Here is a 25,934-nt window from a genome sequence, read left to right on the forward strand (position 1 = left end):
TGCCTTCCAACGGAACAAACATGAACAACAGCAGTGAAGAAAAGCCGCTCGTCCTCGTGACCGGCGGCGCCAGCGGCATGGGTCGCGCCATCGTCGAGCGCATGGCGCGCGACGGCTGGCGCGTGGTGATGGCCGACTACAACGGCGAGCTCGCGCAGCGCGAGACCGATGCGCTGCGCGCCGAAGGCCTCGACGTGGAATGCCGCGCCATCGACCTGACCGACGAGCCGGCGGTTCGCGCGATGGTGCAGGCGCTGCCGCCGCTCACCGCGCTGGTCAACAACGCGGGCATCTTCGACGAGCGCAAGTTCATGGACGTGAGCTCCGCCGACTTCCGCCGCATGTACGAAGTCAACCTGCTTGCAGTGGCCACGCTCACGCAGGAGGCCGCGCGCAAGATGGCCGACGGCGCGCGCATCGTCAACATCGCCTCGCGCGCCTACCTGGGCGCGAAGAACCACCCGCACTACGTGGCCTCGAAGGCCGCGCTGGTGGGCTACACGCGCGCCAGCGCGATGGAGCTGGCGCCGCGCGGCATCATGGTCAACGCCATTGCGCCGGGGCTAGTCGACACGCCGCTGCTGCGCGCGCTCTCGCCCGAGCGGCTGGCCGCGCAGCTCGCGCTGCAACCCACGGGCGCGGCCGGCCGGCCCGAGGACATCGCCAACGCCGTGGCCTTCTTCGCATCGCCCTCGACCTGCTTCGTGACCGGGCAGGTGCTTTTCGTCGACGGCGGCAAGTCGCTCGGCGGATCGGGGGCCTGATGGCGCAGCAGCAAGACGAGAAGACCACGTACGACGTCGTGGTGATCGGCAGCGGCGCGGGCGGGCTCTCGGCCGCGCTCACTGCGAAGCTGGAAGGGCTCGACGTGCTGGTGGTCGAGAAGACCGACCGCATCGGCGGTTCCACCGCGATCTCCGGCGGTGCCGTATGGGTGCCGCTCAACGATCAGGCGGAAGCAGCCGGCCATCCCGACACGCGCGAGAAGGCGCTGACCTATCTGCAGAACACCGTGGGTGCCGCCGGCGACGAGGCGCTGCGCCACGCTTTCCTCGACGCCGGCCCGCGCGCGCTGCGCTACCTGCGCGAGCGCACCGACGTGAAGCTCGCGGCGCGCACCTACTCGCCCGACTACTACCCCGACCGCGAAGGCGCCGCCATGGGCGGGCGTTCGCTCGACCCCATCGAGTTCGACGGCCGCCTGCTCGGCGCGCACTTCAAGACCCTGCGCGATCCGCTGCCCGAGTTCTGCGTGCTCGGCGGGATGATGGTCAACATGACCGACGTGAAGCACCTGCTCGGCGTCTGGCGTTCGTTCGCTTCGTGGAAGCACGGCGTGAAGCTGGTGCTGCGCTACTTCGGCGACAGGCTGAGCGGCCATCACCGCGGCACTCGCGTGCTGCTGGGCAATGCGCTGGCGGCGCGGCTCTTCCACGGCGTGCTGAAGCAGGGCATTCCGTTCTGGCTCGACACGCCGGCATTGGGGCTCGAGCAGGACGCGGGCGGCAAGGTCACCGGCGTGAAGCTGCGCCGCGATGGCAAGGAAATCACCGTGCATGCGCGTCGCGGCGTGGTCATCGCCACCGGTGGATTTCCGTGGAATGCGGCGATGCGCGGCCAGCACTATCCGGCGCCCACCGGGCCGTATTCGATGTCGCCGCAGGACAACGCGGGCGAGGGCATCGCCATGGCACGGCAGGCCGGCGGCACGCTCGGCACCGGGCACGCGGGGCCGGCGCTGTGGGCGCCAGTCTCGCTGCTCACACGGCCCGATGGCAGCGTGCTGCGCTATCCGCACCTGGTGTGGGACCGCGCGAAGCCCGGGCTCATCGCGGTCGATGCGCGCGGCGAGCGCTTCGTCAACGAGTCGACCTCGTACCACGAGTTCGTGCGCGGCATGTACCGCGCGAACGACAAGGCCACGAGCATTCCGGCGCTGCTGGTGTGCGACAGCGACTTCGTCGAGAAATGGGGCCTGGGACTCGCACTGCCCGGCGGCCGGCCGCGCGAGCATCTGGTGCGCGCGGGATATCTCTTCCGCGCCGACACCCTGCAGGACCTGGCGAAGCAGGCGGGCGTGGACCCGGCCGGGCTTGCACGCACCGTCGCCGCATACAACCCGCCCGCCGCGCAGGGGCAGGACCCGGCCTTCGGCAAGGGCGGCGACGCCTACAACCGCTACCTCGGCGACCCCGAGCACCAGCCCAACGCCTGCCTCGCCCCGCTGCAGAAGGCGCCGTTCTACGCGGTGAAGGTGTACCCGGGCGACATCGGCACCGCGCTCGGCATCCGCGCCGACGGCAACGCCCGGGTGCTCGATACGCAGGGCGCTCCCATCGCGGGCCTCTACGTGGCCGGCAACGACATGCATTCGGTGATGGGCGGCGAGTACCCCGCGCCTGGCATCACGCTCGGCCCCGCGCTAACCTTCGGCTGGGTGGCCGGCATGCATCTGGCGCACGGCTCCGAGGCTCAGCTCTGAAACACAAGCTCCCCGCATCATCATCATGAAAATCTTCTTCTCTCCTGCTTCCCCCTTCGTGCGCAAGTGCATGGTCGTGGCCCACGAGCTCGGCATTGCCGACCGCATCGAGAAGCTGCCGAGCGCGGCCGGCCCGGTGAAGCGCGACGCCACCATCATTCCGAAGAACCCGCTCGGCCAGGTGCCCACCTTCATCACCGACGACGGCCAGGTGCTGTTCGACAGCCGCGTGATCTGCGAGTACCTCAACGCCACGCAATCGGGCAAGCTGTTCCCGTCCGACGGCAAGGAACGCTGGGCTCGCCTCACCGAACTCGCGCTCGCCGACGGCATGACCGGCGCCGCATTGCTCGCGCGCTACGAGAACGTGCTGCGCCCCGAGGAGCTGCGCTGGGCCGACTGGACCGACGGCCAGCTCGCCAAGGTGCGCACGGGCCTCGAATGGCTGGAAACCGCCGCGCCTTCATTCGGCGACCGCGTCGACATCGGCACCATCGCCTTCGGCTGCGCGCTGGGCTACATGGACTTCCGCTTTCCCTCGGTGGACTGGCGCGCCGAGGCGCCGAACAGTGCGAAGTGGTTCAAGGCGTTCAACCAGCGGGCTTCGATGCAGGCGACGTTGCCCACTGCCTGAGTTTTTTTGTTCGGGGTGCGATCACGCCGACGGGGGACATTCGCGGAGGGGAGTACCCGGCGGCCTGTGCACGCACCCCGGACACAGCCGAAAGTCTCCACTTGGCAGGAGATCCGAATCCTTGGCTAAATGCGAGCTCTCGCATGAACCAAGGAATCCCGAATGTCTTCTGAAGACCAGAAAAAAGTAGCCATCGTCACGGCAGGCGGCAGCGGCATGGGCGCCGCCGCGGCACGCAAGCTCGCCGACGACGGCTTTCGCGTGGCCATCCTGTCGTCGTCGGGCAAGGGCGAGGCGCTGGCCGCCGAGCTCGACGGCATCGGCGTGACGGGCTCGAACCAGTCGAACGACGACCTGAAACGCCTCGTCGACAAGGTGGTGGCCGAGTGGGGCCGAGTCGACGTGCTGGTCAACAGCGCCGGCCATGGCCCGCGCGCGCCCATCCTCGACATCACCGACGAAGACTGGCACCGCGGCATGGACGTGTACCTGCTGAGCGCGGTGCGCCCCGCGCGGCTGGTCGCGCCGCTGATGGTGCAGCAGGGCGGCGGCGCCATCATCAACATCTCCACCTTCGCGGCCTTCGAGCCCGATCCGGTGTTCCCCACATCGGGCGTGTTCCGCGCCGGCCTCGCGGCCTTCACCAAACTCTTCGCAGACACCTATGCAGCGAAGAACGTGCGCATGAACAACGTGCTGCCGGGCTTCATCGACAGCCTGCCAGAGAAGGCCGAGTTCCGCTCGCGCATTCCGATGGGCCGCTACGGCAAGAGCAGCGAGATTGCAGCCGTCATCGGCTTCCTCGCGTCCGAAGGCGCGGGCTACATCACCGGGCAGAACCTGCGCGTGGACGGCGGCATCACGCGATCGGTGTGAGGCTTCCATGAAGACCCCCGCACAGGCGCTGGAGAATGCGCACCGCACCGTCCAGTCGTACGACGCGCATGCCCGCGAGTACAACGCGATCGTGGCTGAACATCCGCTGCAACCCGAAATCGCGGATTCGATGCGGCGGATGATGGAGTTCGTGCCCGCCGACGGCAGCGTGCTCGAGATCGGCTCCGGTCCGGGGCGCGACGCCGACTTCGTCGAGTCCCTGGGCGGCGTGGTCCGGCGCACCGACGCGGCGCAGGCATTTCTCGATCTGCAGGCGCAGCGGGGCAAGAAGGGCGATCTGCTCGACGTCGTGACCGATGCGCTGGGCGGGCCGTACGACGCCGTCCTCGCGATGTGCGTGCTGATCCATGTCGATCGCGCGCAGGTCCCCGGGGTGCTGCGCAAGGTCTTCGATGCGCTCAGGCCTGGCGGCGTCTTCCTGGTGTCCATGCGCGTCGGTGAAGGCGAGAAGACCGGCGAGTACCACACGGTGTGCTGGGATAAGGACCGGTTCGCCGCAGAGCTCGTGGCGGCCGGCCTGCACCCCTGCTGGGAGATGGAGCGCATCGGCCGCAACGACGAGGCGTGGGTCTACTTCCTCGCACGTCGCCCGCAGCAGCCCTGAGCCGGCAAGCGCATCGTCTCGTTCCTGCTCAGCCGAAGGGGTTGGCCGTCGCGAACCACAGGCCGATGCCGGTCGCGATGATGAACGCCCCGTCGGTCACGCCCGCCACCAGGAAGAACTTGGTCTGCAGCGTGTCGACCAGCTCGGGCTGGCGTGCGGTGCTCTCCAGGAACTTCTGGCCGACCAGTCCGATGCCGAGGCATGAGCCGAGGGCGGCGACGCCGATCAGCAGGGCCACTGCGAGGGGAAGGATGTTGAAGCCGGTCATGGTGTTTTCTCCTGGTTGGTTGGTGAATCGAGGCACTGATTGCTTCCTCGATGGACGTACTTTCCCAGAGCGGCTGCGCACGGTCCATGACGTGTGAGGTCATGGCCGGCGCGCAGCCGATGCGGCGCGACAAAGAAAAAAGCCGCCCGTGAAACGGGCGGCTCCTTCGCGGAATACCGCGGAACCGGCTTCGCCGGGCCGCAGGTGTTGCCCCCTGCAAGGGGGTTGGCGCAGCGACACGAAGTGTCGCGAAGCCTGGGGGTTTACGGAAGCTGCGTCCAGTTCTGGTTGTTGCCGCCGTTGCAGGTCCAGGTGATCAGCGCCGTGTCCTGTGTGGTCGAGCTGTTCGGCACGTCCAGGCACGAGCCCGAGGCCCGGTTGCGCAGGGTCGCGCCGACCACGCTCCACTGCGCCGTGTTACCGGACGAGCAGGCCACCTGCACCACGGCCGCGTTGGTGGTCGCGGTGCCGCTTTGCGCCAGGCACAGGCCGCTGTGCTCGGCCTTGAACTGCACGAAGCCGTCGTTGGTCTGCGTCACGGTGAAGCGCTCGTTGCCGGCGTTGCCGCACGGCCACTGCACCACCGTCGTGCCGCTCGTGGTCGCCGCGCCCTTGACGTTCACGCACAGGTTGCTGTGGTTCGAGCGGATGCGCGTGACCACCGGCGTCGGGTCGTTGTCCAGCGAGCGCACGTATTCGCGCAGCGCCACCACGTCGTTGGACGGCAGGCTGGAGGCGTTGCCGTGGCCGCTCGTGAGAACGTCCTGCAGCGTGGCCGCCTGGCCGTTGTGGAAGAACGCGGTGGTGTTCCACGTGCCCAGCAGCGTCGGCGTGTCGAAGCCCACGCCAGCCAGCGGCTGGTTCATGCCCTTGCCGGAGGATGCCTGGATCGTGCCCACGTCATGCCGCACGCCGTCGCGGAAGGTGGCGCCGGTGTGGCAGGTCGCGCACTGGGCCGTGTTGAACACGGTCTGGCCGCGCGCCGCGTCCACGCTGAGGCTGCCGTCCGCCGCACGCGCGGGGCTGCGCATGTACTTGGTCAGCGAGGTCAGGTAGGCCGCGAGGTCGTCGAGCTGCGCGCTCTTGCCGGCCTTGGGCGCGCCCAGCGGGTCGGAGGTGGCCGCGAAGTCCGCGTTCGTCAGGAAGCCGGTGCCGCCGAACTCGTTGCGGATGTCGTTCTCGAAGTCCTGCACCTCGTCGAAGTTGGCCGTCCAGTGCAGCTTGCCGTGGCCCAGGCCGCGCCGGCCCTGCAGGCTGATGGTGCGGCGCAGGCCTTCGCCGCGCTGGGTGAAGTCCCACACCATGCCGTCGTCGCCGCCGTCCGCATGGCAGCTCGCGCAGGAGATGTAGTTGTCCTTGCTCATGCGGCGATCCGACGCGTTGTAGAACACCTGCTTGCCGCGCAGCGCCGCCGGCGACATGGGCTCCGCAGCCACCGTCGACACGGTCTGCAGGAAGGTCGGCACATTGGTCTCCGACGACAGCACCGTCGCCACGTCGTGCACCGTCACCGAGCGCGCCAGGAAGTTGTTGACGAACAGCCGCTTGCGCGTCGCGTCGAGGTACAGGCCGTGCGGCGCGCTGCTGGCGTTGATCTCGCCGCGCACCGCGCGGCTGTACGGATCGACGATGGCGACGCGGTTGCCTTCCATCTGCGCGACGAACAGGTAGTCGCCCGAGGGGGAGAAGAGCGCCGCGCGTGCCGGTGCCCGGTCGTCGAAGTCGATCTGCTCGCCGAACTCTTCCGCCGCCGTCTGCAGGTTGACCTGCGACAGGATGGAGCGCACCGTCTGGTCGTGCACCAGGTTGTTGCCGTCCCGGTACTTGCCGCGCACGATGTTGTCCTTCTTCGAGGGCAGCACGGCGCGCGCGCCGTCGGGCGAGATCACCACCTGGCTCAGGTAGTTGGCCACGCCGCGCGCGCGGCTCTCGGTGTCCACCGTGGTGGTGTCCACCGGCAGCGCGACGGTGCTGATGGCGCTCATGCTCTGCAGGTTCACCTTGTGCAGCTGGCCGCCAGTCATCTTCGACTTGAAGCGCGTGACGTAGGCCACCTGCGAGCCCGACTCGACCGCGATGCCGCGCAGCGCGCCCTCGAGCGCGACCGCGCCGGTGGTGGTGCCGTTGCTCGGGTTGAAGCTCATCAGCACCGACTTGCTTTCCATCGTCAGCAGACCCTTGGTGCCGTCGGGCGTGAAGGCCACGCCGTAGGGGCCGCTGCCGTAGGCCAGCGGCACGGTGGCCGAGAGGCTGCCGTCGGCGGCATTGAGCACCACCAGCTTGTCCTCGCCCTGCACCGTGACCCAGATGCGTCCGTCGGGACCGACGGCCAGCGTCTTCGGCTCGTCGCCCACGCGCACTTCCCAGCGCTTGACGAGGCTCTGTGAGTCGATGGCGGCGACCGTGCCGCTGTCGGGGTTGACCGAGTACACCGAGTTCGCGTCGCCCGCGATGTTGGTGGTGTGCGTGGGCGCCTTCGCCGTCACCGGCATGATCACCGTGAGGTTGTAGGCGTAGAAGGTCTCGCGGCCGCTGGCGTCCTTCACCGTCAGCGTCACCGTGAAGTGGCCGGGGCGCGTGTAGGTGTAGCTGTAGTTCGCCTGGTTCGAGTAGGCCGTCTGCGTGCCGTCGCCGAAGTTCCAGCGGTACTGCGCGCCGCTGCTGCCCAGCGTGGCCGGGTTGAACACCAGCTGGCCGTTGACCAGCTTGGGGCCGCCGCCGATGCCCGGGTCGCCGATGATGGCCTGGCCGCGCAGCGTGTTCACGTCGGTGTCGCTCAGCACGCGGCCGTAGACGCGCACTTCCGCCAGCGTGCCCTTGAAGAGCGCCGCGTTGCCCTGGATCTGGCCGAGCACTGCGAACTTGTTCGGCAGGCCCTTGTTGCCGGTGGGGCCGGTGGAGGTGGTCTTCGTGCCGTCGACGTACACGGCCTGCGCGCCGGAGGCGGCGTCGCGCGTCATCACGACGTGGTGCCAGGTGCCGTCGTTCACCGCCGCGGTGGAGGTGGTGCCGCCGTCGTTGCCCACCGAGAGCTTGATGCGCCCGCTGTTGTCGAGCCAGCCCCAGAACACGTCGTCGGCGCCGCCGGACTGGTCGCGCCCGAAGATGCCGGGCGCGGTCCACGAGTTCGGGCCGCCGGCCTGCGTGGTCTTCATGTAGAAGCTCAGCGAGGCGCTGCCGCCCAGCACGGTGGCCACGGTGTCGCTCTTCAGCGGCACGCCGGCCGTGCGGTTCGCGAAGTTCAGGCCGATGCTCTCGAAGGCGTCGCCGGTGGCGGGCGTGCCGTTGTTGGCGCCGATCTGGTCGGAGAGGTTGCCCGCCAGCGTCCAGTAGTGCATCAGGCCGATCTCGGCGGCGTTGCCGGTGTGGAACACCGACTTGTAGTCCGCGCCGATGGCGTTGCCCGCATAGTCCTTCACGCCGTTGGCCGGCAGGAACACTTCATAGCTGGTGCCGGGCTGCAGCGGCTGCGCGGGGTGGAAGTTGATGATGCCCAGCTGCACGCTGTAGGTGCCCGCCAGCGTGTTGCCGCCCACCGGGCGCACGATGAAGGTGTTGGAGTTCACGCTCTCGGGCCGGATGCTGTCGCTCATGCCCAGGCCGATGCGCGAGGTCAGCGCCTGCTGCTTCGCGTTGTTGGCGGGCGAGACCTGCCTCACTTCCGGCTTGGTGGTGTCGGGGTCGACCTGATGCACGACGAAGCCGCTGCCCGAGCCGTGGTCGTTGCCCACGAAGATCAGGTTGCCGAAGGCGGCGACCTGGCCGTTGTCGGAGTGCGAGAAGTTCGGATCGTCCTCGCGCAGGATGCTGCCGCGGCCCACCTCGACGTGGTTCAGCGGATTGCTCACGTCGACCTTGTGGATGTAGGTCTGCGCGCCCTGGATGACGTAGTTGTCCTGCGTGGCGCAGTAGAGCTGCTCGTCGATGACGAGGCGGTTGTCCTCGGCCAGGAAGTGGGCGCGGTCGCTCAGGTCGTAGCTGTACATCTTCGCGCCGCCGCCGCGCGCCGAGGCGTGCAGCGTCTTGCCGTCGAAGCAGGTCGCGTAGTAGTTGGGGTTGGAGCCCACGGTGTCCAGCACCTTGGGGTTGAGCGGATCGGAGATGTCGAGGCTGGAGAAGCCCGCGGTGTTGTCCATCGAGGTCAGCACCATGTGGTTGCCCATGGTGAAGATCGGGCCGATGCGGAAGCCGCCGAGCTCGCCGGTGGGCACCGGGTTGGGCTTGCCGGTGCCGCGGTTCGCCACCACGGCGTTGGCGGGGTCGGTGGCATCGACGATGAAGATGCCGCGGCCCGCCGACGCCACGTACAGGTAGGGCGCCTGCCACCAGAGCTGCCAGGCCACGTTCTCGTAGTCGCCGCCGTTGACGCCGGGCAGCGCGAGCTTCTTCACCTGCTTGATGTCGTTGACGTCGGTGAAGTCCCAGAACTCGACGCCGTTGATGCTGGGCAGCACCACGTACGTCTTGCCGCCGATCTTCGCGGTGCCGAAGGAGTGCGTCTCGCGGAACTCCTGCGTGCGGCCCTCGGGCTCGTAGATCTTCTTCACGAGCTTGATCTGGCGCGGGTTCGAGATGTCGTACAGCAGGAAGCCGCCCGGGCCGAGGCCGCTGTCCGGCGCGAAGGAGGTCAGGAAGTAGCCGTTGACCATGATGCCGGCGTTCATGCCGTAGTCCTTGCGGCCGGGGTAGGTGGCGGGCACCTCGCGCGACTCGTAGGCACTGCTGTGCGCCGGGTCGAGCGGGTGTGCCGCGCTGGTGATCATCGAGACCGGCTTGAACAGCTCGGCCGAGGTGTAGGTGAGATTGCCGAGGCCCGGTCCCTGCAGGGGGAGAGGATCGGCCACGGCTTCGGCCATCGCCGTCGCCATGTTGTTCAGGGTCGTCATCGGACTGACCCCCGTGATTGCCGCGTGCGTCAGCAGCGTGACGAACGGCAGCAGGAACGCCATCAAGTAATACCGGATTTTCATCGTCGCCTCCAGGTTGTTTGAAGTCCGCAGGGGAACCGTTTTCTTCTTGGCCAACTAACTCCGTGTTTGTCTTGTCTTGTCTCGTCGTCTCTCTCGTCTCTTCCTCTTGCCCGCCTGCGCGCGTGGCAGAAAAACGCGCGCGCAGGACGCACCCCGGCGGGCGACGCATCCGTCGCCCGCCGTGAGCTCTCTTCCTTCTTTCTTCCTCCTAAAGAGGGCGCGTCTTCGTCATGTCATTTCGCGCCACCCGATTCGTAGATGTCCCATGCCTCCTTGGCGCTGGCGCCGCGGTGGATCATGGCCATCAGCGCGTCCACCACCGCCGACGGATTGCCGTGCTGGTAGACGTTGCGCCCGTACACCATGCCGACGGCGCCTTCGTCCATCAGCACGCGCGAGCGCGCGAACACTTGCTGCAGGTCCTCGCGGCCGCCGCCGCGCACGAGCACGGGGCAGCGTGCGGCCTGCACCACGCGGTGGAAGTCCGCGGGATTGGTGGTGGGGTCGGCCTTGATGATGTCGGCACCCATGTCGCGCGCCAGGCGCACCAGCGTGACGATCTTCTCGGCGTCGCCGTCCACCGAGTAGCGGCTGCCGGCCGAGGGCGCCTGCATCACCAGCGGCTCGATCATCAGCGGCATGCCGTAGCGGTCGCAGTCGGCGCGCACGCGCGCGATGTTCTGCACGCACTGGCGGAACAGGTCGGGCTCGTCGGGCAGCATGAAGAGGTTGACCACCACGCAGGCGGCGTCCTGCTGAACCGCGGGCAGCACCGGGTCGTGCTCGTTCTGCAGCACGGCCCACATCACGCGGTGGCGCGTGGCGTTGTAGGGGTTGCCCATGTCGATGCGCATCACGAGGGCCGGCTTGTCGCGGCCCGGGCGGTCCTGCAGCAGGTCGGACTGGCCGTAGTTGAGCTGGATCGCGTCGGGGCGGGCGGCCACGAGGCGCTCCATTACCGAGGGCATGTCCTCGAGGCCGTCGAGGAAGCTGGGCTCGTTGCACACGCCGTGGTCGAGCGCGATGTCCAGGCAGCGCCCGTTGTTGAGCAGCCTGTTCAGGCGTGCGGTCTTGTCCTTCGACATACGGAAAGAAGTCCTTGTGTGTTGGTGTGACAGAAAAAAGAAGGCCGCTCAGGCCAGCGAGCCCAGGTGCCTGCCGGCTGCCGCGTCGATCAGCTCCAGCGCGGCGTCGTGCAGGCGCACCGAGCCGGCGCCCGCGTTCTCGATGGCCTGCTTGCTCACGCGCGCGCCGCACAGCGCCACGGAGATGCTTCCGCGCGCCAGCGTCCAGGCGATCATGAGTTGGCCGAAGGAGCATTCGAGCTGCTTGCGCAGCGGCTCCAGCTCCTCGAAGAAGGCCTTGAGCTTCGCGCGGTTCTGCGCGCTGAATCGCGGGTTGGTGGCGCGCTGGTCGTCGCCGGTGAACTTGCGCTGGGGGTCGATGGGGCCGGCGAGCAGGCCGAGAGCCAGCGATGAATAGCCCAGCACCGCCACGTTGTGCTCGGTGCAAAGCGGCACGAGCGTCTGCTCGATCTCGCGGTCGATCAGGCTGTAGCGCTCCTGCGCGGCGTCGACGGGGCCGTAGCGCAGGTACTCGGCCAGCGTCTCGGGGCTCACGTTGCTCACGCCGATGGCGCGGATCTTTCCCTGCTTCTTGAGTTCGAGCAGCGCGTCCATGGTCTCGGCCACGGGCGTGGTGGCGTCCTGCCAGTGGGTGATGTAGAGGTCGATGTAGTCGGTCTGCAGGCGCTTCAGGCTCTCTTCGCATTCATGGAAGATCGACTCGCGCCCGAGGTAGCGGTACACCGGATGGCCGTCCTCTTCGAAGAAGTGCGTTCCCTGTTGGGTGTGCCAGACCAGGCCGCACTTGGTGGCGATCACGGCCTCGTGGCGCCGGCCCTTCAGCGCGGTGCCGACGATGCTCTCTGAGCGCCCGAGGCCGTAGGCCGGCGCGGTGTCGATCAGATTCACGCCCGCGTCCAGCGAGGCCTGGATGGCGAGCACGGCGGCCGCGTTGTCGCCGCCGCCCCACATCCAGCCGCCCATGGCCCAGGTGCCCAGGCCGATGGCGGAGCACTCGATGCCCGAGGGGCCGAGGGTGGTCTTCTTCATGTTCGATGCGTTGCTGCTGTTGCTCATCGCTTGGTCTTTCTCGTGTTCATGAGGTGGTCGATGGTCACGGCCGCGAGCAGGATCACGCCCTTGATCACGTCCTGCCAGTAGGGCGACACGTCGAGCAGGATCAGCGAGCTGGTCACCACCGACAGCAGCGCCAGGCCCAGCACTGCGCCGAGCACCGTGCCCGAGCCGCCCTTGAGGCTGGCGCCGCCGATCACCGCGGCGGCGATTACATTGAGTTCCATGCCCACGCCGAAGGTGGGCGTGGCGGCGCCGAAGCGCGCGGTGTAGATCACGCCCGCGAGGCCGGCCGAGGCGGCGCACAGCACCGTGACCCAGAACTTGACGTGGCCCACGCGGATGCCCGAGTAGAGCGCCGCCTTCTCGTTGCTGCCGGTGTAGAACACGCGGCGCAGCAGCGAGGAGCGGCGCAGCACGAAGTCGCTCACCACCACGATGGCCAGGAAGATCAGGATCACCGCCGGAACGCCGAAGAGCGTGCCCTGGCCGATGAACTTGAACTCGGCCGGCAGCGAGAACAGCGACTGGGGCGTGCCCTGCGTGAGCGCCAGGCACAGGCCGCGCACGATCACCATGAAGGCCAGCGAGGCGATGAAGTGGTTCAGCCCGATGCGCGTGACGCAGCCGCCGATCATCGCGCCGATCATGGCGCTGGCTGCAATGGCGATGAGCCCCGCCGTCCACGGATCGAACCCCATGAGGAAGAGCTTGCCCGTGACCACCATCGCGAAGCACACCACCGAGCCCACCGACAGGTCGATGCCGCCGACGATCAGCAGGATGGTCATGCCCACCACCACGATGCCCTCGATGGAGAACGACAGCAGCATCGCGCGCACGTTGTCCCAGGTGAGGAAGTAGGGCGAGGCGAAGCTCATGCCCACGCACAGCGCGGCGATGATGAGCAACAGGCCCAGCTCGCGCATGCTGGCAAGTCTGCTGGCGGGTTTCACGGGGCCTCCTCCTCCCGACTGGCGTGGCTGGAGACCGGGGGCGGTCCCCGCATCGAGTTGTGCTGGGTAATTCATGCTGTCGCTTCCTCTTCGCAAAGTCCGGAGGCCAGCCGCAGCAGCGCCTCTTCCGTCATGTCCTTGTCTTGCACCTCGCCGGCGAGCCGGCCGTCGCGTATCACCAGCGCGCGGTCGCACAGCCCGATGATCTCGGGCAGCTCCGAGGAGATCACGATCACGCCCACGCCCTGGCTGGCCAGGTCGCGCAGGATGTGGTGGATCTCCGACTTGGCGCCCACGTCCACGCCGCGCGTGGGCTCGTCCATCAGCAGCACCGACGGGTTGGTGGCCAGCAGCTTGGCGATGGCCACCTTCTGCTGGTTGCCGCCCGACAGGCTCGCCACGTCGATGTCCACGCCGTCCGACTTGAGCTTGAGCCGCGCGCCGAGGCTCACGGCCAGCTTGTGCTCGGCCGCGCGCTGCAGCAGGCCGAAGCGCGAGCTGACGCGCGCGAGCGCCATCGATGCGATGTTCTGCGCGATCGGCAGGTCGAGATACACGCCCGCCGCCTTGCGGTCTTCGCTGAGGTAGGCGATGCCTTCGCGCAGCGCGTCGCTGTATTTGCGGATGGTGAGCGGCCTGCCGCGCAGGCGCACGCTGCCGCCGCGCGCCGTACGCAGGCCGCAGATGGTCTCGGCGAGCTCGCTGCGGCCGGCGCCCATGAGGCCCGCGATGCCGAGGATCTCTCCGCGCTTCAATCTGAACGACACGCCGTGCACGCGCTCGCCGTCGGCGATGTCCGTCACCTCGAGCACGTGCTCGCCCGATGCGGGCTCTTCCTGCTTCGGTGGGTAGTAGTTGCCCAGGTCGCGCCCCACCATGCGGCGCACCAGGCCGTCGGCGTCGAGTTCGGCCAGCGGGCCGCTGTGCACGTGGCGGCCGTCGCGAAGCACCGTGACACTGTCGCAGTGCGCGAAGATCTCCGCCATGCGGTGGCTGATGTAGATGATGCCGATGCCCTGCGCCTTGAGGTCGTGCAGCACCCTGAAGAGCGCGGCCGACTCGTTGTCGGTCAGCGCGGCGGTGGGCTCGTCGAGGATCAGCACCTTGCAGTCGAGCGTGAGCGCCTTCGCGATTTCGATGAGCTGCTGCGTGGAGATGCTCAGGTCCTTCACCAGCGCCGCGGGGTCGACGTCCTGGCCCAGCCGCTGCAGCACCTTGGCGGCGCGTTCGTTGAGGCTCGCGTAGTTCATCCACGCGCTCTTGCCGGCGTTGATCTCCGGCATGAAGATGTTCTCGGCCACCGTGGCGTCGCCGCACAGGGCGATCTCCTGGTGCACCAGGCCGATGCCCAGGCGCATCGCGTGCGCCGGGCCGTCGATGACCACCGCCTGGCCGTCGAGCGAGATGGTGCCCTCGTCCGGCTGGTGGATGCCGTCGATGATGTTCATCAGCGTGGACTTGCCCGCGCCGTTCTCGCCGCAAAGGGCGTGGATCTCGCCGCTGCGCAGCGAGAAGTCCACGCCCGTGAGCGCGCGCGAAGCGCCGAAGCGCTTGCTGATGCCGCGCAGTTCGAGCAATGCGCTCACTGCGTTCACTCGCCGATTCCCTTGGTGCCGCGGCGGGCGAGGTACTTGTCCCAGTAGAAGTCGTCGGCGTTGGCCTTGCTGACCACCGACAGGCCGTTGTCCAGGAAGGGCACGGCCATCGGGTTGGTGCCGTTGCGCTTGGCGTCGTTCATCGGATCGATGAGGCCGGGGTTCTTGGCCAGGAACAGCATCATCATGCCCATGTAGCCCTGCATGCCCTGGTTGGGGTTGATGGCGCCGAACACGTCGCCCGACTTGATCATGTCGAGGATCTTGGCGTTCACGTCGCAGCACATCACCTTGATGTTCTTCTTGGTCTCCACCTTGGCCTGCGCCGCGCCGAGGGCCGAGTTGGCTTCCGGCATGAAGAGGGCGCCCAGGTTCGGGTTGGCCTGCGCGAGGCTCAGCACTGCCTGGTAGGCCTTGTTCGGGTCCTGGTTGCTGGCGGCGCGGCCGACCAGCTTCATGCCGGGGTGCTTGGCCTTCATGCGGTTGACGAATGCGGTGATGCGGCGGTCGTGGTTGTCCTGGCCGGGGTTCTCCAGCACCGCGTATTCGCCCTTGCCGCCCAGCGAGGCTGCGATGGCGTCGGCCGCCTGGTTGCCCTCGCGGTCGTTGTCGGAGGTGACGAAGGAGGTGCGCTTGGAGTTCGGCGAGTCGGCCGCGAAGGTGACGACCGGGATGCCCATCGCCGCGGCGCGGTTGATCGGCTCGATGAACGGATCGGGGTTCATCGGGTGCAGCAGGATGCCCGCGGGCTTGCGCGCCAGTTCCTGCTCGAAGGACGCGAGCTGCTTGTTCACGTCGTACTCCGGCGTGCCGGTGTAGCGGGTGCGAACGCCCAGCGTGCGGCCGAGCTGCTTCATCATTTCGTAGACCGGAAACCAGTACTCGACCCCCGACACCATCACGTTCATCACGTAGACGTCGCTCGAATTGCCGCGCAGGCCGCCTGCCGCGGCGGGGGCAGCCGCCTGCTGCTGCGCGAACGCGCTTGCGCCGGCCAGGCCGATGCCGGCTGCGGCTGCGGACTTCAGGAAATTACGCCTCATTTTTGTCTCCTCACGTTGGGTGGCACAGCTTGTGGCTGCCGCTTTTCAGGGCAGCCCTTGGAACCTCTTTGTCACATCAGTTGTTATGACAGGCTAGAATGTACGCGCTGGCCGTTTGCAGGGATAACTAGGGGAAACGCTACTGGCAACGCGCTTTTATTCAGCCGAAGCTGTTATGACATGAAGCCAAACATACTGATCGGCATCGACATGGGGTCGAGCAGCCTGAAAGCCCTGGCCCTGGAAGCCGGGAGTGGCCGCAGCGTCGCCCTGTCACGAATGCCATTGCCGCACGACCGGCTGCCCGGAGGGGGATGCGAAGTGGGGGCCACGGCCATCCGCGCGGCGCTGACCCACGTGCTGCGCGACGTCGCCCATCAACTCGGAGACCGCGTGGCGGAGGTCCGCGCCATCGGCTGCACCGGCCATGGCGCGGGGCTCTATGCGCTCGACGCGCGCAACGAACTCGTGGGCGGGCGCGCCGTCGCCTCCACCGACCAGCGCGCCGACGCGCGTGCCCGTTCCCTCGCGCTCGGCCACGGCCCGGCGCTCTTCGCCGACGTGGGCTGCCAGCCCTGGCCCGGCCAGCCCACGGTGATCGCCGCCGAGCTGCTGGGCACCGATGCCGTGCAGCGCGGCGCGGTGCGCCGGCTGATGTTCGCGAAGGACTACCTCGGCTTCCTGCTGACCGGAGAGATCGCGACCGATGCGAGCGATGCGAGCACCGCAGGGCTGGTATCGATCGCGACGGGCACATGGTCCCAGGCGGCCTTCGACGCCTCGGGCATTGCCGACCTCGGCCCGCGCGCCTTCGGTCCGCTGGTGCCCAGCGGCGGGCTCGTCGGCAGGCTGCTGCCTTCGGAAGCCGCGCTGTGCGGCCTGCCTGCCGGCGTTCCCGTGGCGATGGGCGCCATCGACCTGCTCGCCTCGATGACCGCGATCTGCGCCGAGGGGCGCTCGCGCGCGGTGTCGGTCTTCGGCACCTGGTGCGTGAACGCCGTCATCGGGCCGGTGATCGAGCCCAAGCCCGCGGTGGCCGCCGTCGTCAACTTCGGCCGCGAGGACAAGCGCCTCTACATGGAGAACAGCCCCTCGTCGATGGCCAACATCGCCTGGCTGGCCGGTGTGCTCGGGCTGCCCGATTCGCGCGCGGTGGTCGACCTGGCGATGTCGGTGCCGCTGGGTGCCGGCGGCCTGCGCTTCCTGCCTTTCGTCAACGGCGGCGGTGGCGTGACTGCGGGCTTCGTCGGCCTCAAGAGTCATCACACGCGCGGCGACATGGCGCGTGCCGTGGTCGATGCGGTGGCCGCGCTGCATGCGCGCCACGTCGCGCGGCTCGCGGCCTGCGGGCTGCCGGTGTCCGCATGCACCGTGCTCGGCGGCGGCGCGAGCGACACGCGCCTCGTGCGCCTGCTGGCGGGCTTCCTCGGCCATCCGGTGGAGCGCTGCGCCGACGACGAAACCGGCGCGCGCGGCGCCGCCATCTACGCCGCCATGTCGCAGGGCATCGACCGCGCGGAGCAGGGCAGCGCCCTGCTCGCACCCTGCGACACCGTCGAACCCGACGCCGCCCAGGCGCGCGCCCATGCCGACTTCAATGCCGGCTTCAACGAACTGATCGACACCATGTCTCCTGTGTTTTCCCATCTGGCGGGAGGTGCCCGATGAGCGCGTGGCAACTGCCCTTCGTGCGCCCCGCATCGCTGGCCGACCGTCATTTCTCCACCGTCATCATCGGCGCCGGCATCAACGGTGTGGGCGTGTTCCGCGACCTGTGCCTGCAGCGCGTGGACTGCCTCATCGTCGACAAGGGCGACTTCAGCGCGGGCGCCAGCAGCGCGCCCTCGCGCATGATCCACGGCGGCCTGCGCTACCTGGAGAACGGCAGCTTCTCGCTGGTGGCCGAGGCCACGCGCGAGCGCAACCTGCTGCTGCGCAACGCGCCGCACCTGGTGCAGCCGCTGAAGACGGTGGTGCCGCTGTCGAGCTTCTTCGGCGGCCTGATGAGCAGCGCGCTCAAGTTCTTCGGGCGCAAGCCGCCGCAGCGCACGCGAGGCCTGCTGGCGGTGGCCGCGGGCCTGCGCCTGTACGACCTGCTGGGCCGCCGCCAGCGCGTGATGCCCAACCACCGCATCAGCCGCGTGCCGCCGGGCGACCGCAGCCTGTTCCGCGCGGCGGTGCGCTGGACGGCCACCTTCTTCGACGCGTGGATCAGCCACCCCGAGTGGCTCATCCTCGAGCTGATCGGCGACGCCTGCCGCGACCAGCCGCGCTCGGCCGCGGCCAACTACTGCCGCGTGATGGGCTGCGCGGGCAACATCATCACGCTGCGCGACGAGATCACCGGCGCGCTGGTGCGCGTGACGGCCGACACCGTGGTGAACGCCAGCGGCGCCTGGCTGGACCGCAGCACCGCGGTGCTCGGCGGCGGCGGCCCGCGCGTGATGGGCACCAAGGGCTCGCACCTGGTGCTCGACCATCCTGCGCTGCGCGACGCGCTCGAAGGCCGCATGGCGTACTTCGAGGCGGTGGACGGGCGCGTGTGCATCGTCTATCCCTTCCTCGACCGCGTGCTGGTGGGCTCCACCGACATTCCGGTGGACGACCCCGACAAGATCGTGACCGAGCCGGAGGAGGTCGACTACCTGCTCGAGGTGCTGGCGGAGGTGTTCCCGAACCTGCGCTTCGGCCGCGGCGATGTCGTCTACACGTATGTCGGCGTGCGGCCTCTCGCGCGCTCCGACGCCGACAAGCCGGGGCAGATCTCGCGCGACCACTCGGTGGTGCTCGATCCGCCGAGCGCCACGCGCGACATTCCGGTCATCGGCCTTGTCGGCGGCAAGTGGACGACCTTCCGGGCGCTCGCGGAAGAGGCGGTCAACGAAGTGCTGAAGCAGCTGGGCCGCCCCCGCACGGCGTCGACGGACATGCTGCCGATCGGCGGCGGCGCCGAGCTGCCGGCCGACGCGCAGGCGGTCGAGCGTTTTCTCGATCGCCTGGTCGCAGCCTCGGGCATGAGCCGCACGCGCGCCCAGGTGCTGCTGCGGCGCTACGGCTCCAAGGCGCTGCCGCTGGCGCAGCGCCTCGCGGCCTCGGGCGACATGCCGCTGCGCCACGCGCCCGGCTACTCCGTCGCCGAGCTGTCGTACCTCTGTCTCGAAACCGGCGTGGTCCATCTCGACGACCTCGTGATCCGCCGCACGCTGCTGGCCATCCGCGGGCTCGTCACCGACGCCGCGCTGGCCGAGATGGCGGGCATCGCCGCCGAGGCGCTGGGCTGGGACGCGGCACAGCAGCACGCCGAGCTGAAGGCCTGCGCCACCGCGCTGCGCGAGCGCCACGGCGTGCCGCTTTCGCCGGTGGCAGCCGATGCGCCGGCATCTTTCGATGCATCATTGACGACTCCTCAGGCCCTGGGCCAACCCTCGACGTGAACTCTCCGACCGAAATTTCGACCGTGCTCGACCGCGACTCCGAGTCGCCCCTGTGGGCCCAGTTCCGCGACGCGCTTCGCATGCAGATCCTGCAGGGCGTGCTGCCCATCGGCGCCAAGCTGCCGTCCGAAGCGGAGCTCGGCGAGCAGTTCGGCATCTCGCGCATCGTGGTGCGCGAGGCGCTGGCCGACCTGGTGCGCAACAACCTCATCTACAAGATCAAGGGCCGGGGCGCCTTCGTTTCGGCGCGCGAGCGCGACGAAGATTTCGTCTCCACCGTGCTCGGCTTCTCCGACGAGATGGAGCGCAAGGGCCGCTCGGTGCGCACGCAGATCCTCACGCAGGAACTGCGCGCGCCCAACGAGCAGGAAGCGGCCTCGCTGGGCCTCACCGACGACACGCAGGTGGTGGCGCTCAAGCGCCTGCGCAGCGTGGACGGCGAGCTGCGCCTGCTGGTGGAAACCGTGGTGCCCGCCGACCTCGCGCCGGGCCTGCACCGCACGCGCCTGGACGACCGCTCGCTCTACGACGTGCTGCGCCGACAGTACGGCCTGCGTCTCGTGCGCGCCGAGCGCTGGATCGACGCCGTGCTGCCCGACGCCGACACCTGCGCGCTGCTCAATTTGCCGCAGCCCGAGCCGCTGCTGCGCATCGAGTCGATCGCCTACGGCGCCAACGGCAGGCCGCTGGAGCACTACCGCGCACTGCACCGCTGCAAGACCAGCCGCCTGCACGTGCAGACGACGACCTGAGATTTCGCTTCAGCTCCTGGCCGCCTTCGAGGGCCAGAGCACCGAGGCGATGGCCACCATCATGAGCGCCACCGCCACCCAGTCCTGCCAGTGCACGACTTCGCCCAGCCACACCGCGCCGCTGAACACGCCGAGCACCGGGATGAACATCACGCTCAGCGTCGAGGCGATGGGCGGCAGGCCGCGCGCGAGGTAGAACCATGCGGCGTGCGCGAAGCCGAAGATCAGCACTGCGTTGTAGCCGATCGATGCCCATGTCACGCTGTTCGGCCAGTAGAGCTGGTCGCGCTCGAAGAGCAGCGAGAGCACCGTCATCACCACGGCCGTCATCGCCGTCATCCAGAACGAGAGCGTTAGCGTCGGCAGGCCGATGCGCGTGTGCCGCAGCAGCTGCGTGCCCAGCGCCCACGTGGCCGCGGCCACCAGTGCCAGCGCCACGTAGCCGGGCCGGCCCGAGAGATTCGTGAGCTCGTGCCACAGCAGCAGGCCCACGCCGACCGCGCAGGCACCCACGCCGAGCCACGCTCGCCGCGTGAGCACGGCCGAGAACAGCAGCGCGCCGATGACGGCGGAGAACACCGGCATCGTGTAGCCCAGGATCGCCGCACGCCCGCCCGAGAGCGCCTTCACCGCGAGGATGATGCAGGCGTGCCAGACGAACATATTGGTGGCGCCCAGCCACACCAGCTCGGGCCACGCGCTGCGCGGCACGCGGAACGGCACCTTGAGCCACACCAGCGCGAGTGCCAGCACCGGCAGCCCCAGCCAGATTGAAGTCGCGCGAAAGCCCAGCGGCGGATAGTCGGCCACGCCGAGCTTCATCACCGGCCAGTTGAAGCCCCACGCGAGGGTCAGGAGAACGAGGAGGACGAACTGGCGCGGGGTGAAAGAGGGCATGGGGCGCGATTGTGGCGCGCCCCGTGCATTCCTGCTGGGGCGCGGCTACTTCAGCAGCCGCTTCAGGTACCGTCCCGTGTGGCTCGCCTCGTTCGCCGCGATGTCCTCCGGCGTGCCCTGGCCCACCACCGTGCCGCCGCCGGCGCCGCCTTCGGGGCCCATGTCGATGAGCCAGTCGGCGGTTTTGATGACGTCGAGGTTGTGTTCGATCACGACGATGGTGTTGCCTGCGTCGCGCAACTGGTGCAGCACCTTCAGCAGCAGCTCGATGTCGGCGAAGTGCAGGCCGGTGGTCGGCTCGTCGAGGATGTAGAGCGTGCGGCCGGTGTCGCGCTTGCTGAGCTCCAGCGCGAGCTTCACGCGCTGCGCCTCGCCGCCCGAGAGCGTGGTCGCCGACTGGCCCAGCTTGATGTAGCTCAGGCCCACGTCGAGCAGCGTGCGCAGCTTGCGCTCGATGGTCGGCACGGCCCTGAGGAAGTCGTGCGCGGCCTCGACCGTCATCTCCAGGATCTGCGCGATGTTCTTGCCCTTGTAGAGCACCTCGAGCGTCTCGCGGTTGTAGCGCTGGCCGTGGCATACCTCGCAGGGCACGTACACGTCGGGCAGGAAGTGCATCTCGACCTTGACCACGCCGTCGCCCTGGCAGGCCTCGCAGCGCCCGCCCGCCACGTTGAAGCTGAAGCGGCCCGGCCCGTAGCCGCGCTCGCGCGCGGTGTTGGTCTCGGCCATGAGTTCGCGGATCGGCGTGAACAGGCCCGTGTAGGTGGCCGGGTTGCTTCGCGGCGTGCGGCCGATGGGGCTCTGGTCGACGTTGATGACCTTGTCGAAGTACTCGATGCCTTCCACCGACTCGTGCGCGGCCGGTTCCTCGTGCGCGCGGTAGATGGTGCGCGCGACCGCGGTGTAGAGCGTGTCGTTCACCAGCGTTGACTTGCCCGAGCCCGACACGCCCGTCACGCAGGTCAGCAGGCCGACGGGGAAGGCCACGCTCACGTTCTTCAGGTTGTTGCCGGTGGCGCCGACCACGCGGATTTCCTGCAGGTCGGTCTGCGTCGCCAGGTGCGCGGCCTCGCGCGCGGCACGGCGCTCTGCGGCGGGGCTGGGCGGGAAGCGCGGGGGCTTCTTGCCTTCGTGGAAAGCGGGCTGCTTCACCGCCGGCAGCCACGCGGTGCGGTGCTTCGGCACTTCGATCTTGCGCACGCCCGAGAGGTACTGGCCGGTGAGCGATTCGGGGTTGGACGAAACCTCGGTGTAGGTGCCCTGCGCCATCACGCGGCCGCCGTGCACGCCGGCGCCGGGGCCCATGTCGATCACATGGTCGGCGGCGTGGATCATGTCCTCGTCGTGCTCGACCACGATCACGCTGTTGCCGATGTCGCGCAGGTGCTTCAGCGTGCCGATGAGGCGGTCGTTGTCGCGCTGGTGCAGGCCGATGCTGGGCTCGTCGAGCACGTACATCACGCCCGTGAGGCCCGAGCCGATCTGCGACGCGAGGCGGATGCGCTGCGCCTCGCCGCCCGAGAGCGTCTCGGCGCTGCGGTCCAGGCTCAGGTAGTTCAGGCCCACGTCGTTCAGGAATTTCAGGCGCAGGCCGATCTCGCGCACCACCTTGTCGGCGATGTCGGCCTTGGCGCCGCGCAGCTTGAGCTTCTGGAACCAGTCGAGCGAATCGCGCAGCGTGAGGCGGCTGAGCTCGAAGATCGCCATGCGCGGGCGCTCGGCGCCGTTGTCGGCGGTGCTCTCGTCGACCAGGAACACGTTGCGCGCCTCGGGCCGCAGTCGCGAGCCGCCGCAGTCGGGGCAGGGCTGCAGGTTGCGAAAGCGCGCGAGGTCTTCGCGCACCATCACCGAGTCGGTCTCGCGGTAGCGCCGCGTCATGTTCGGGATGATCCCCTCGAAGGGATGCTTCTTCGTGAGCTTCTTGCCCGCGAAGTTGCCCGACTCCATGGTGTAGTTGAACTTGATCTCCTCGGCGGCCGAGCCGTGCAGCAGCACGTGCTGCACCGAGGCGGGAAGCGATTCGAAGGGCGCGTCGACGTCGAACTTGTAGTGCTTCGCGACGCTCTCGATCATGCTGAAGTAGTAGCCGTTGCGGCGGTCCCAGCCCTTGACGGCGCCGCTGGCCATCGACAGCGAGGGAAAGGCCACCACGCGCGCCGGGTCGAACACCTCGCGGTTGCCCAGGCCGTCGCAGGTCGGGCAGGCGCCCACGGGCGAGTTGAACGAGAAGAGGCGCGGCTCCAGCTCCGACAGCGAGTAGTGGCAGATGGGGCAGGCGAACTTGGCGTTGAACAGGTGCTCCTTGTCGGGCGCGCCCTCCGCGCCGAGCTCCAGCGCGATGGCGCGGCTCTCGGCCAGCCGCAGCGCGGCCTCGAAGCTCTCGGCCAGGCGCTGCTGCATGTCGGGGCGCGCGCGCAGGCGGTCGATGACGACGTCGATGTCGTGCTTCTCGGTCTTCTTGAGCTTGGGCAGGTCGTTGTATTCGTAGGTCTGCCCGTCGACGCGGAAGCGCACGTAGCCGGCGGCCTGCATCTCGGCGAAGAGCTCGAGGAACTCGCCCTTCTTCTCGCGCGCCACGGGCGCCAGGATCATCAGCCGCGGCTCGTCGGGCAAGGCCAGCACCGCATCGACCATCTGCGACACCGTCTGCGCCTGCAGCGGCAGGTGGTGCTCGGGGCAGTAGGGCGTGCCGGCGCGCGCGTACAGCAGGCGCAGGTAGTCGTGGATCTCGGTCACCGTGCCCACGGTGGAGCGCGGGTTGTGGCTGGTGGCCTTCTGCTCGATGCTGATCGCGGGCGAGAGGCCCTCGATCACGTCGACGTCGGGCTTGTCCATGAGCTGCAGGAACTGCCGCGCGTAGGCCGACAGGCTCTCCACGTAGCGCCGCTGTCCTTCGGCATACAGCGTGTCGAAGGCCAGGCTCGACTTGCCCGAGCCCGACAGGCCGGTGATGACCACCAGCTTGTTGCGCGGGATGTCGAGGTCGACGTTCTTCAGGTTGTGGGTGCGCGCACCCCGGATGCTGATGCGCTGCTGCGCCAGCACCGCGCCGAGGTAGGTATTGCGTTCGAGTTCCGCGTCGCGAGCGCTTTCCGCGTCGGCGTATTCAGTGGCTTTTGAATTCAAGGGGGCGATCGTCCGAGGGCAACCGGACATGATAGACCGCCCGCGATTTCATGGCGAGGGGGAGGGAACCGGCGGTTCGGACTTCGGGGTTTCTGCCGGCGGAGGGTGCACCGCTTCGGTGCCGGCGGAGGTGTTGATCGCCCGGCCCACCATGTGCTCGGCCAGCGTGTCGTACAGCGGGCGGCTGATCATGCGGGAGATCAGGCTGGCCAGCATCGCGGCGGCCATCAGGCTCAGCACCATCGAGTGGCCGTCGACCATTTCCATCACGATGATGAAGGCGGTCAGCGGCGCCTGCGTCACCGCCGCGAGGAACCCGGCCATGCCCATGGCGATGAGCGCCGGACCCTGCTCGCTGCCGGCCAGCCGGGCCACCGCGTCGCCGATGCCCGCGCCGATGGACAGCGACGGCGCGAAGATGCCCCCCGGCACGCCGCACCACGCCGTGAGCCAGGTGGCGACGAACTTGAGCACGGTGTAAAGCGGCGTGAGCTCGTCGTGGCCCTGCAGCATCTGCTTGACCGCCTCCGAGCCCGCGCCGAAGGTGACGCCGCCCGTGACCAGCCCGATGACGGCCACCGCCAGCCCGCCCACGGCCGCGAAGCGCACCGGAAAGCGCGCCCGCCAGCGATTGAAGCGCCCGGGCGCGCCGGTGAGCGAGGCGATCAGCAGCCGCGCGAACAGCCCGCCCGCGGCGCCGCTCAGCAGCGTGACCAGCAGGCCGGGGCCGAACACGTCCCAGCCCAGCCGCGGCACGCGGATCACGCCGAAATAGCTGATGTTGCCGAAGGCCGAGACAGCCACCAGGCCCGCCAGCACGATGGCCGTGATGATCAGGCCGCTGGAGCGCGCCTCGAGTCGGCCCGATAGCTCCTCGATGGCGAACACAACGCCCGCCAGCGGCGCATTGAAGGCCGCCGCGATGCCGGCCGCGCCGCCTGCCACCAGCAGCGCGCGCCCGTCGATGGCCGTGTTGGGCGACAGCCAGCGCCGCGCATGCTGCATCACGCCGGCCGCCACCTGCACCGAAGGCCCTTCGCGTCCTATCGAGAGGCCGGCCGCGAAGCCCGCCACGCCCAGCCCGATCTTGGCGACCGTGAGCCGCAGCGAGGCGAACACGAAGCGCCGTTCGCCGGGCAGGGCCGGATGCAGGGCGGCCTTGATCTGCGGAATGCCGGAGCCGCCCGCGCCGGGAAAGAAACGCAGCGTGAACCAGACGATGCCGGCCGTGAGCAGCGGCGTCGTCAGCAGCACGGCCCAAGGCCAGGCGCGGTAGAAGCGGTGGAACTGGCCGAAGACCCAGTCGCTGGCGAGCGTGAAGCCCACCACGAAGAGCCCCGCCGCGATGGCGTAGCCCAGCACGATCGCGCGGTCGAGCCAGACACGCCCGCTCGACAGCTCGGCGCGCAGATGCTCGAAAAAGTCAGGTTCCCGATTCATCGCAAAGTCCCATTCTGGCATCCGGCGGGAGTGCGGGCAGCCGCCTTGGGGCACAATCGAGGGTTCTTCTCAACCTTCTCCTCCATCTACTTATCAGGGGCAGTGCATATGGCATCGGTCAATAAAGTCATCGTCGTCGGCAATCTGGGGCGCGACCCCGAGATGCGTACATTCCCGAGCGGCGACCAGGTCGCGAACGTCACAGTGGCCACCACCGATCGCTGGAAGGACAAGCAAAGCGGCGAAATGCGCGAAGCCACCGAGTGGCACCGCATTGTCTTCAACGGCCGCCTGGCCGAAATCGCCGGCCAGTACCTGCGCAAGGGCTCGCAGGTGTATGTCGAAGGAAGCCTGCGCACGCGCAAGTGGACCGACAAGGACGGCATCGAAAAGTACACCACCGAAATCCGCGCCGACCAGATGCAGATGCTGGGCAGCCGCCAGGGCCAGGGCGGTCCGTCGGGTCCTAGCGATGACGACGGCGGCTATGGCGGTGGCGGCGGCTACTCGCAAGGCGGCGGCGGTGGCGGTGGCGGCTACGCCCCGCGCGCGCCTGCCGCAGCACCGCGCGCTCCGGCGCCGGCTCCGCGCCAGGCTCCGGCCAAGTCGTCGTCGGGCTTCGACGACATGGACGACGACATTCCGTTCTAGAGCCGACTTTTCGGTTCGTGATTGAAGGGCCTGCTCTTTCGAGGGCA

19 protein-coding genes are annotated in these 25,934 nt (G+C 68.7%); 9 read left to right on the forward strand and 10 right to left on the reverse strand.

What is annotated here, in order from left to right; genetic code table 11:
- Positions 1-20: 20 nt before the first annotated feature.
- From SFB74_RS02550 to SFB74_RS02570, 5 genes are all read left to right on the forward strand, one after another.
- Positions 21-764 (forward strand): SDR family NAD(P)-dependent oxidoreductase, encoded by a 744-nt coding sequence (locus SFB74_RS02550; protein WP_432729101.1) that lies wholly within the window; start codon positions 21-23, stop codon positions 762-764.
- Positions 764-2,482 carry an FAD-dependent oxidoreductase gene (locus tag SFB74_RS02555; RefSeq protein ID WP_432729102.1) on the forward strand — a complete coding sequence of 573 codons (1,719 nt, stop codon included), beginning with the start codon at positions 764-766 and terminating at the stop codon, positions 2,480-2,482. The genes SFB74_RS02550 and SFB74_RS02555 overlap by 1 nt, the downstream gene beginning before the upstream one ends.
- 25 nt (positions 2,483-2,507) lie before the next feature.
- The gene (locus tag SFB74_RS02560) at positions 2,508-3,116 is read left to right on the forward strand and encodes a glutathione S-transferase (protein ID WP_093209103.1); all 609 of its coding nucleotides are present in this window, start codon (positions 2,508-2,510) and stop codon (positions 3,114-3,116) included.
- A gap of 162 nt (positions 3,117-3,278) precedes the next feature.
- Positions 3,279-3,992, forward strand: coding sequence for an SDR family oxidoreductase (locus SFB74_RS02565; RefSeq protein ID WP_432729103.1), 714 nt, complete (start codon positions 3,279-3,281; stop codon positions 3,990-3,992).
- A gap of 7 nt (positions 3,993-3,999) precedes the next feature.
- Positions 4,000-4,617, forward strand: coding sequence for a class I SAM-dependent DNA methyltransferase (locus SFB74_RS02570; RefSeq protein ID WP_432729104.1), 618 nt, complete (start codon positions 4,000-4,002; stop codon positions 4,615-4,617).
- Between the two features lie 28 nt (positions 4,618-4,645).
- On the opposite strand, the gene atpE is transcribed toward SFB74_RS02570, so the two are convergent.
- The 7 genes from atpE to SFB74_RS02605 all read right to left on the reverse strand — a co-directional run bounded on the left by atpE (position 4,646) and on the right by SFB74_RS02605 (position 15,587).
- Positions 4,646-4,885 carry a F0F1 ATP synthase subunit C gene (gene atpE / locus SFB74_RS02575; protein ID WP_012745530.1) on the reverse strand — a complete coding sequence of 80 codons (240 nt, stop codon included), beginning with the start codon at positions 4,883-4,885 and terminating at the stop codon, positions 4,646-4,648.
- A gap of 263 nt (positions 4,886-5,148) precedes the next feature.
- Positions 5,149-9,855: an RICIN domain-containing protein gene (locus SFB74_RS02580; RefSeq protein ID WP_432729105.1), complete on the reverse strand. Its 4,707-nt coding sequence runs from the start codon at positions 9,853-9,855 to the stop codon at positions 5,149-5,151.
- A gap of 233 nt (positions 9,856-10,088) precedes the next feature.
- Positions 10,089-10,940, reverse strand: a complete 852-nt coding sequence (locus tag SFB74_RS02585) for a class I fructose-bisphosphate aldolase (RefSeq protein WP_432729106.1) — start codon at positions 10,938-10,940, stop codon at positions 10,089-10,091.
- 48 nt (positions 10,941-10,988) lie between these two features.
- Positions 10,989-11,969 carry an aldo/keto reductase gene (locus tag SFB74_RS02590; RefSeq protein WP_432731862.1) on the reverse strand — a complete coding sequence of 327 codons (981 nt, stop codon included), beginning with the start codon at positions 11,967-11,969 and terminating at the stop codon, positions 10,989-10,991.
- Positions 11,970-11,992: 23 nt separating this feature from the next.
- Positions 11,993-13,024, reverse strand: coding sequence for an ABC transporter permease (locus SFB74_RS02595; RefSeq protein WP_432729107.1), 1,032 nt, complete (start codon positions 13,022-13,024; stop codon positions 11,993-11,995).
- Complete coding sequence (locus SFB74_RS02600; protein ID WP_432729108.1) at positions 13,021-14,544, reverse strand: sugar ABC transporter ATP-binding protein; 1,524 nt, start codon at positions 14,542-14,544, stop codon at positions 13,021-13,023. The genes SFB74_RS02595 and SFB74_RS02600 overlap by 4 nt, the downstream gene beginning before the upstream one ends.
- Positions 14,541-15,587, reverse strand: coding sequence for a substrate-binding domain-containing protein (locus SFB74_RS02605; RefSeq protein WP_432729109.1), 1,047 nt, complete (start codon positions 15,585-15,587; stop codon positions 14,541-14,543). Before SFB74_RS02605 ends, SFB74_RS02600 begins: the two co-directional genes overlap by 4 nt.
- Positions 15,588-15,767: 180 nt before the next feature.
- Between SFB74_RS02605 and SFB74_RS02610 the strand changes: the two genes are divergently transcribed.
- Genes SFB74_RS02610 through SFB74_RS02620 form a run of 3 tightly spaced genes read left to right on the forward strand, consistent with a single transcriptional unit; the run spans position 15,768 to position 19,773 of the window.
- The gene (locus SFB74_RS02610; RefSeq protein WP_432729110.1) at positions 15,768-17,255 is read left to right on the forward strand and encodes an FGGY family carbohydrate kinase; all 1,488 of its coding nucleotides are present in this window, start codon (positions 15,768-15,770) and stop codon (positions 17,253-17,255) included.
- Complete coding sequence (locus SFB74_RS02615; protein WP_432729111.1) at positions 17,252-19,021, forward strand: glycerol-3-phosphate dehydrogenase/oxidase; 1,770 nt, start codon at positions 17,252-17,254, stop codon at positions 19,019-19,021. Before SFB74_RS02610 ends, SFB74_RS02615 begins: the two co-directional genes overlap by 4 nt.
- Complete coding sequence (locus tag SFB74_RS02620; protein WP_432729113.1) at positions 19,018-19,773, forward strand: GntR family transcriptional regulator; 756 nt, start codon at positions 19,018-19,020, stop codon at positions 19,771-19,773. The genes SFB74_RS02615 and SFB74_RS02620 overlap by 4 nt, the downstream gene beginning before the upstream one ends.
- Positions 19,774-19,782: 9 nt before the next feature.
- Here the strand turns inward: SFB74_RS02620 and SFB74_RS02625 are convergent, their stop codons facing one another.
- From SFB74_RS02625 to SFB74_RS02635, 3 genes are read right to left on the reverse strand one after another with little or no spacing between them, the layout of a single operon-like run.
- On the reverse strand, positions 19,783-20,670 hold the full coding sequence (locus SFB74_RS02625) for a DMT family transporter (protein ID WP_432729114.1): 888 nt from the start codon (positions 20,668-20,670) through the stop codon (positions 19,783-19,785).
- 45 nt (positions 20,671-20,715) lie between these two features.
- A complete protein-coding gene (uvrA, locus tag SFB74_RS02630) occupies positions 20,716-23,826 on the reverse strand; it encodes an excinuclease ABC subunit UvrA (RefSeq protein ID WP_432729115.1) in 3,111 nt (1,036 codons plus the stop codon).
- Between the two features lie 18 nt (positions 23,827-23,844).
- Positions 23,845-25,236, reverse strand: a complete 1,392-nt coding sequence (locus tag SFB74_RS02635) for a chloride channel protein (protein ID WP_432729116.1) — start codon at positions 25,234-25,236, stop codon at positions 23,845-23,847.
- Between the two features lie 108 nt (positions 25,237-25,344).
- Here SFB74_RS02635 and ssb point away from each other — a divergent pair, with 108 nt between their 5' ends.
- Positions 25,345-25,887, forward strand: a complete 543-nt coding sequence (gene ssb / locus SFB74_RS02640) for a single-stranded DNA-binding protein (RefSeq protein WP_432729117.1) — start codon at positions 25,345-25,347, stop codon at positions 25,885-25,887.
- Positions 25,888-25,934: the final 47 nt, after the last annotated feature.

It is taken from the genome of Variovorax xiamenensis, from assembly GCF_050916385.1.
Taxonomy (GTDB): Bacteria; Pseudomonadota; Gammaproteobacteria; order Burkholderiales; family Burkholderiaceae_C; genus Variovorax.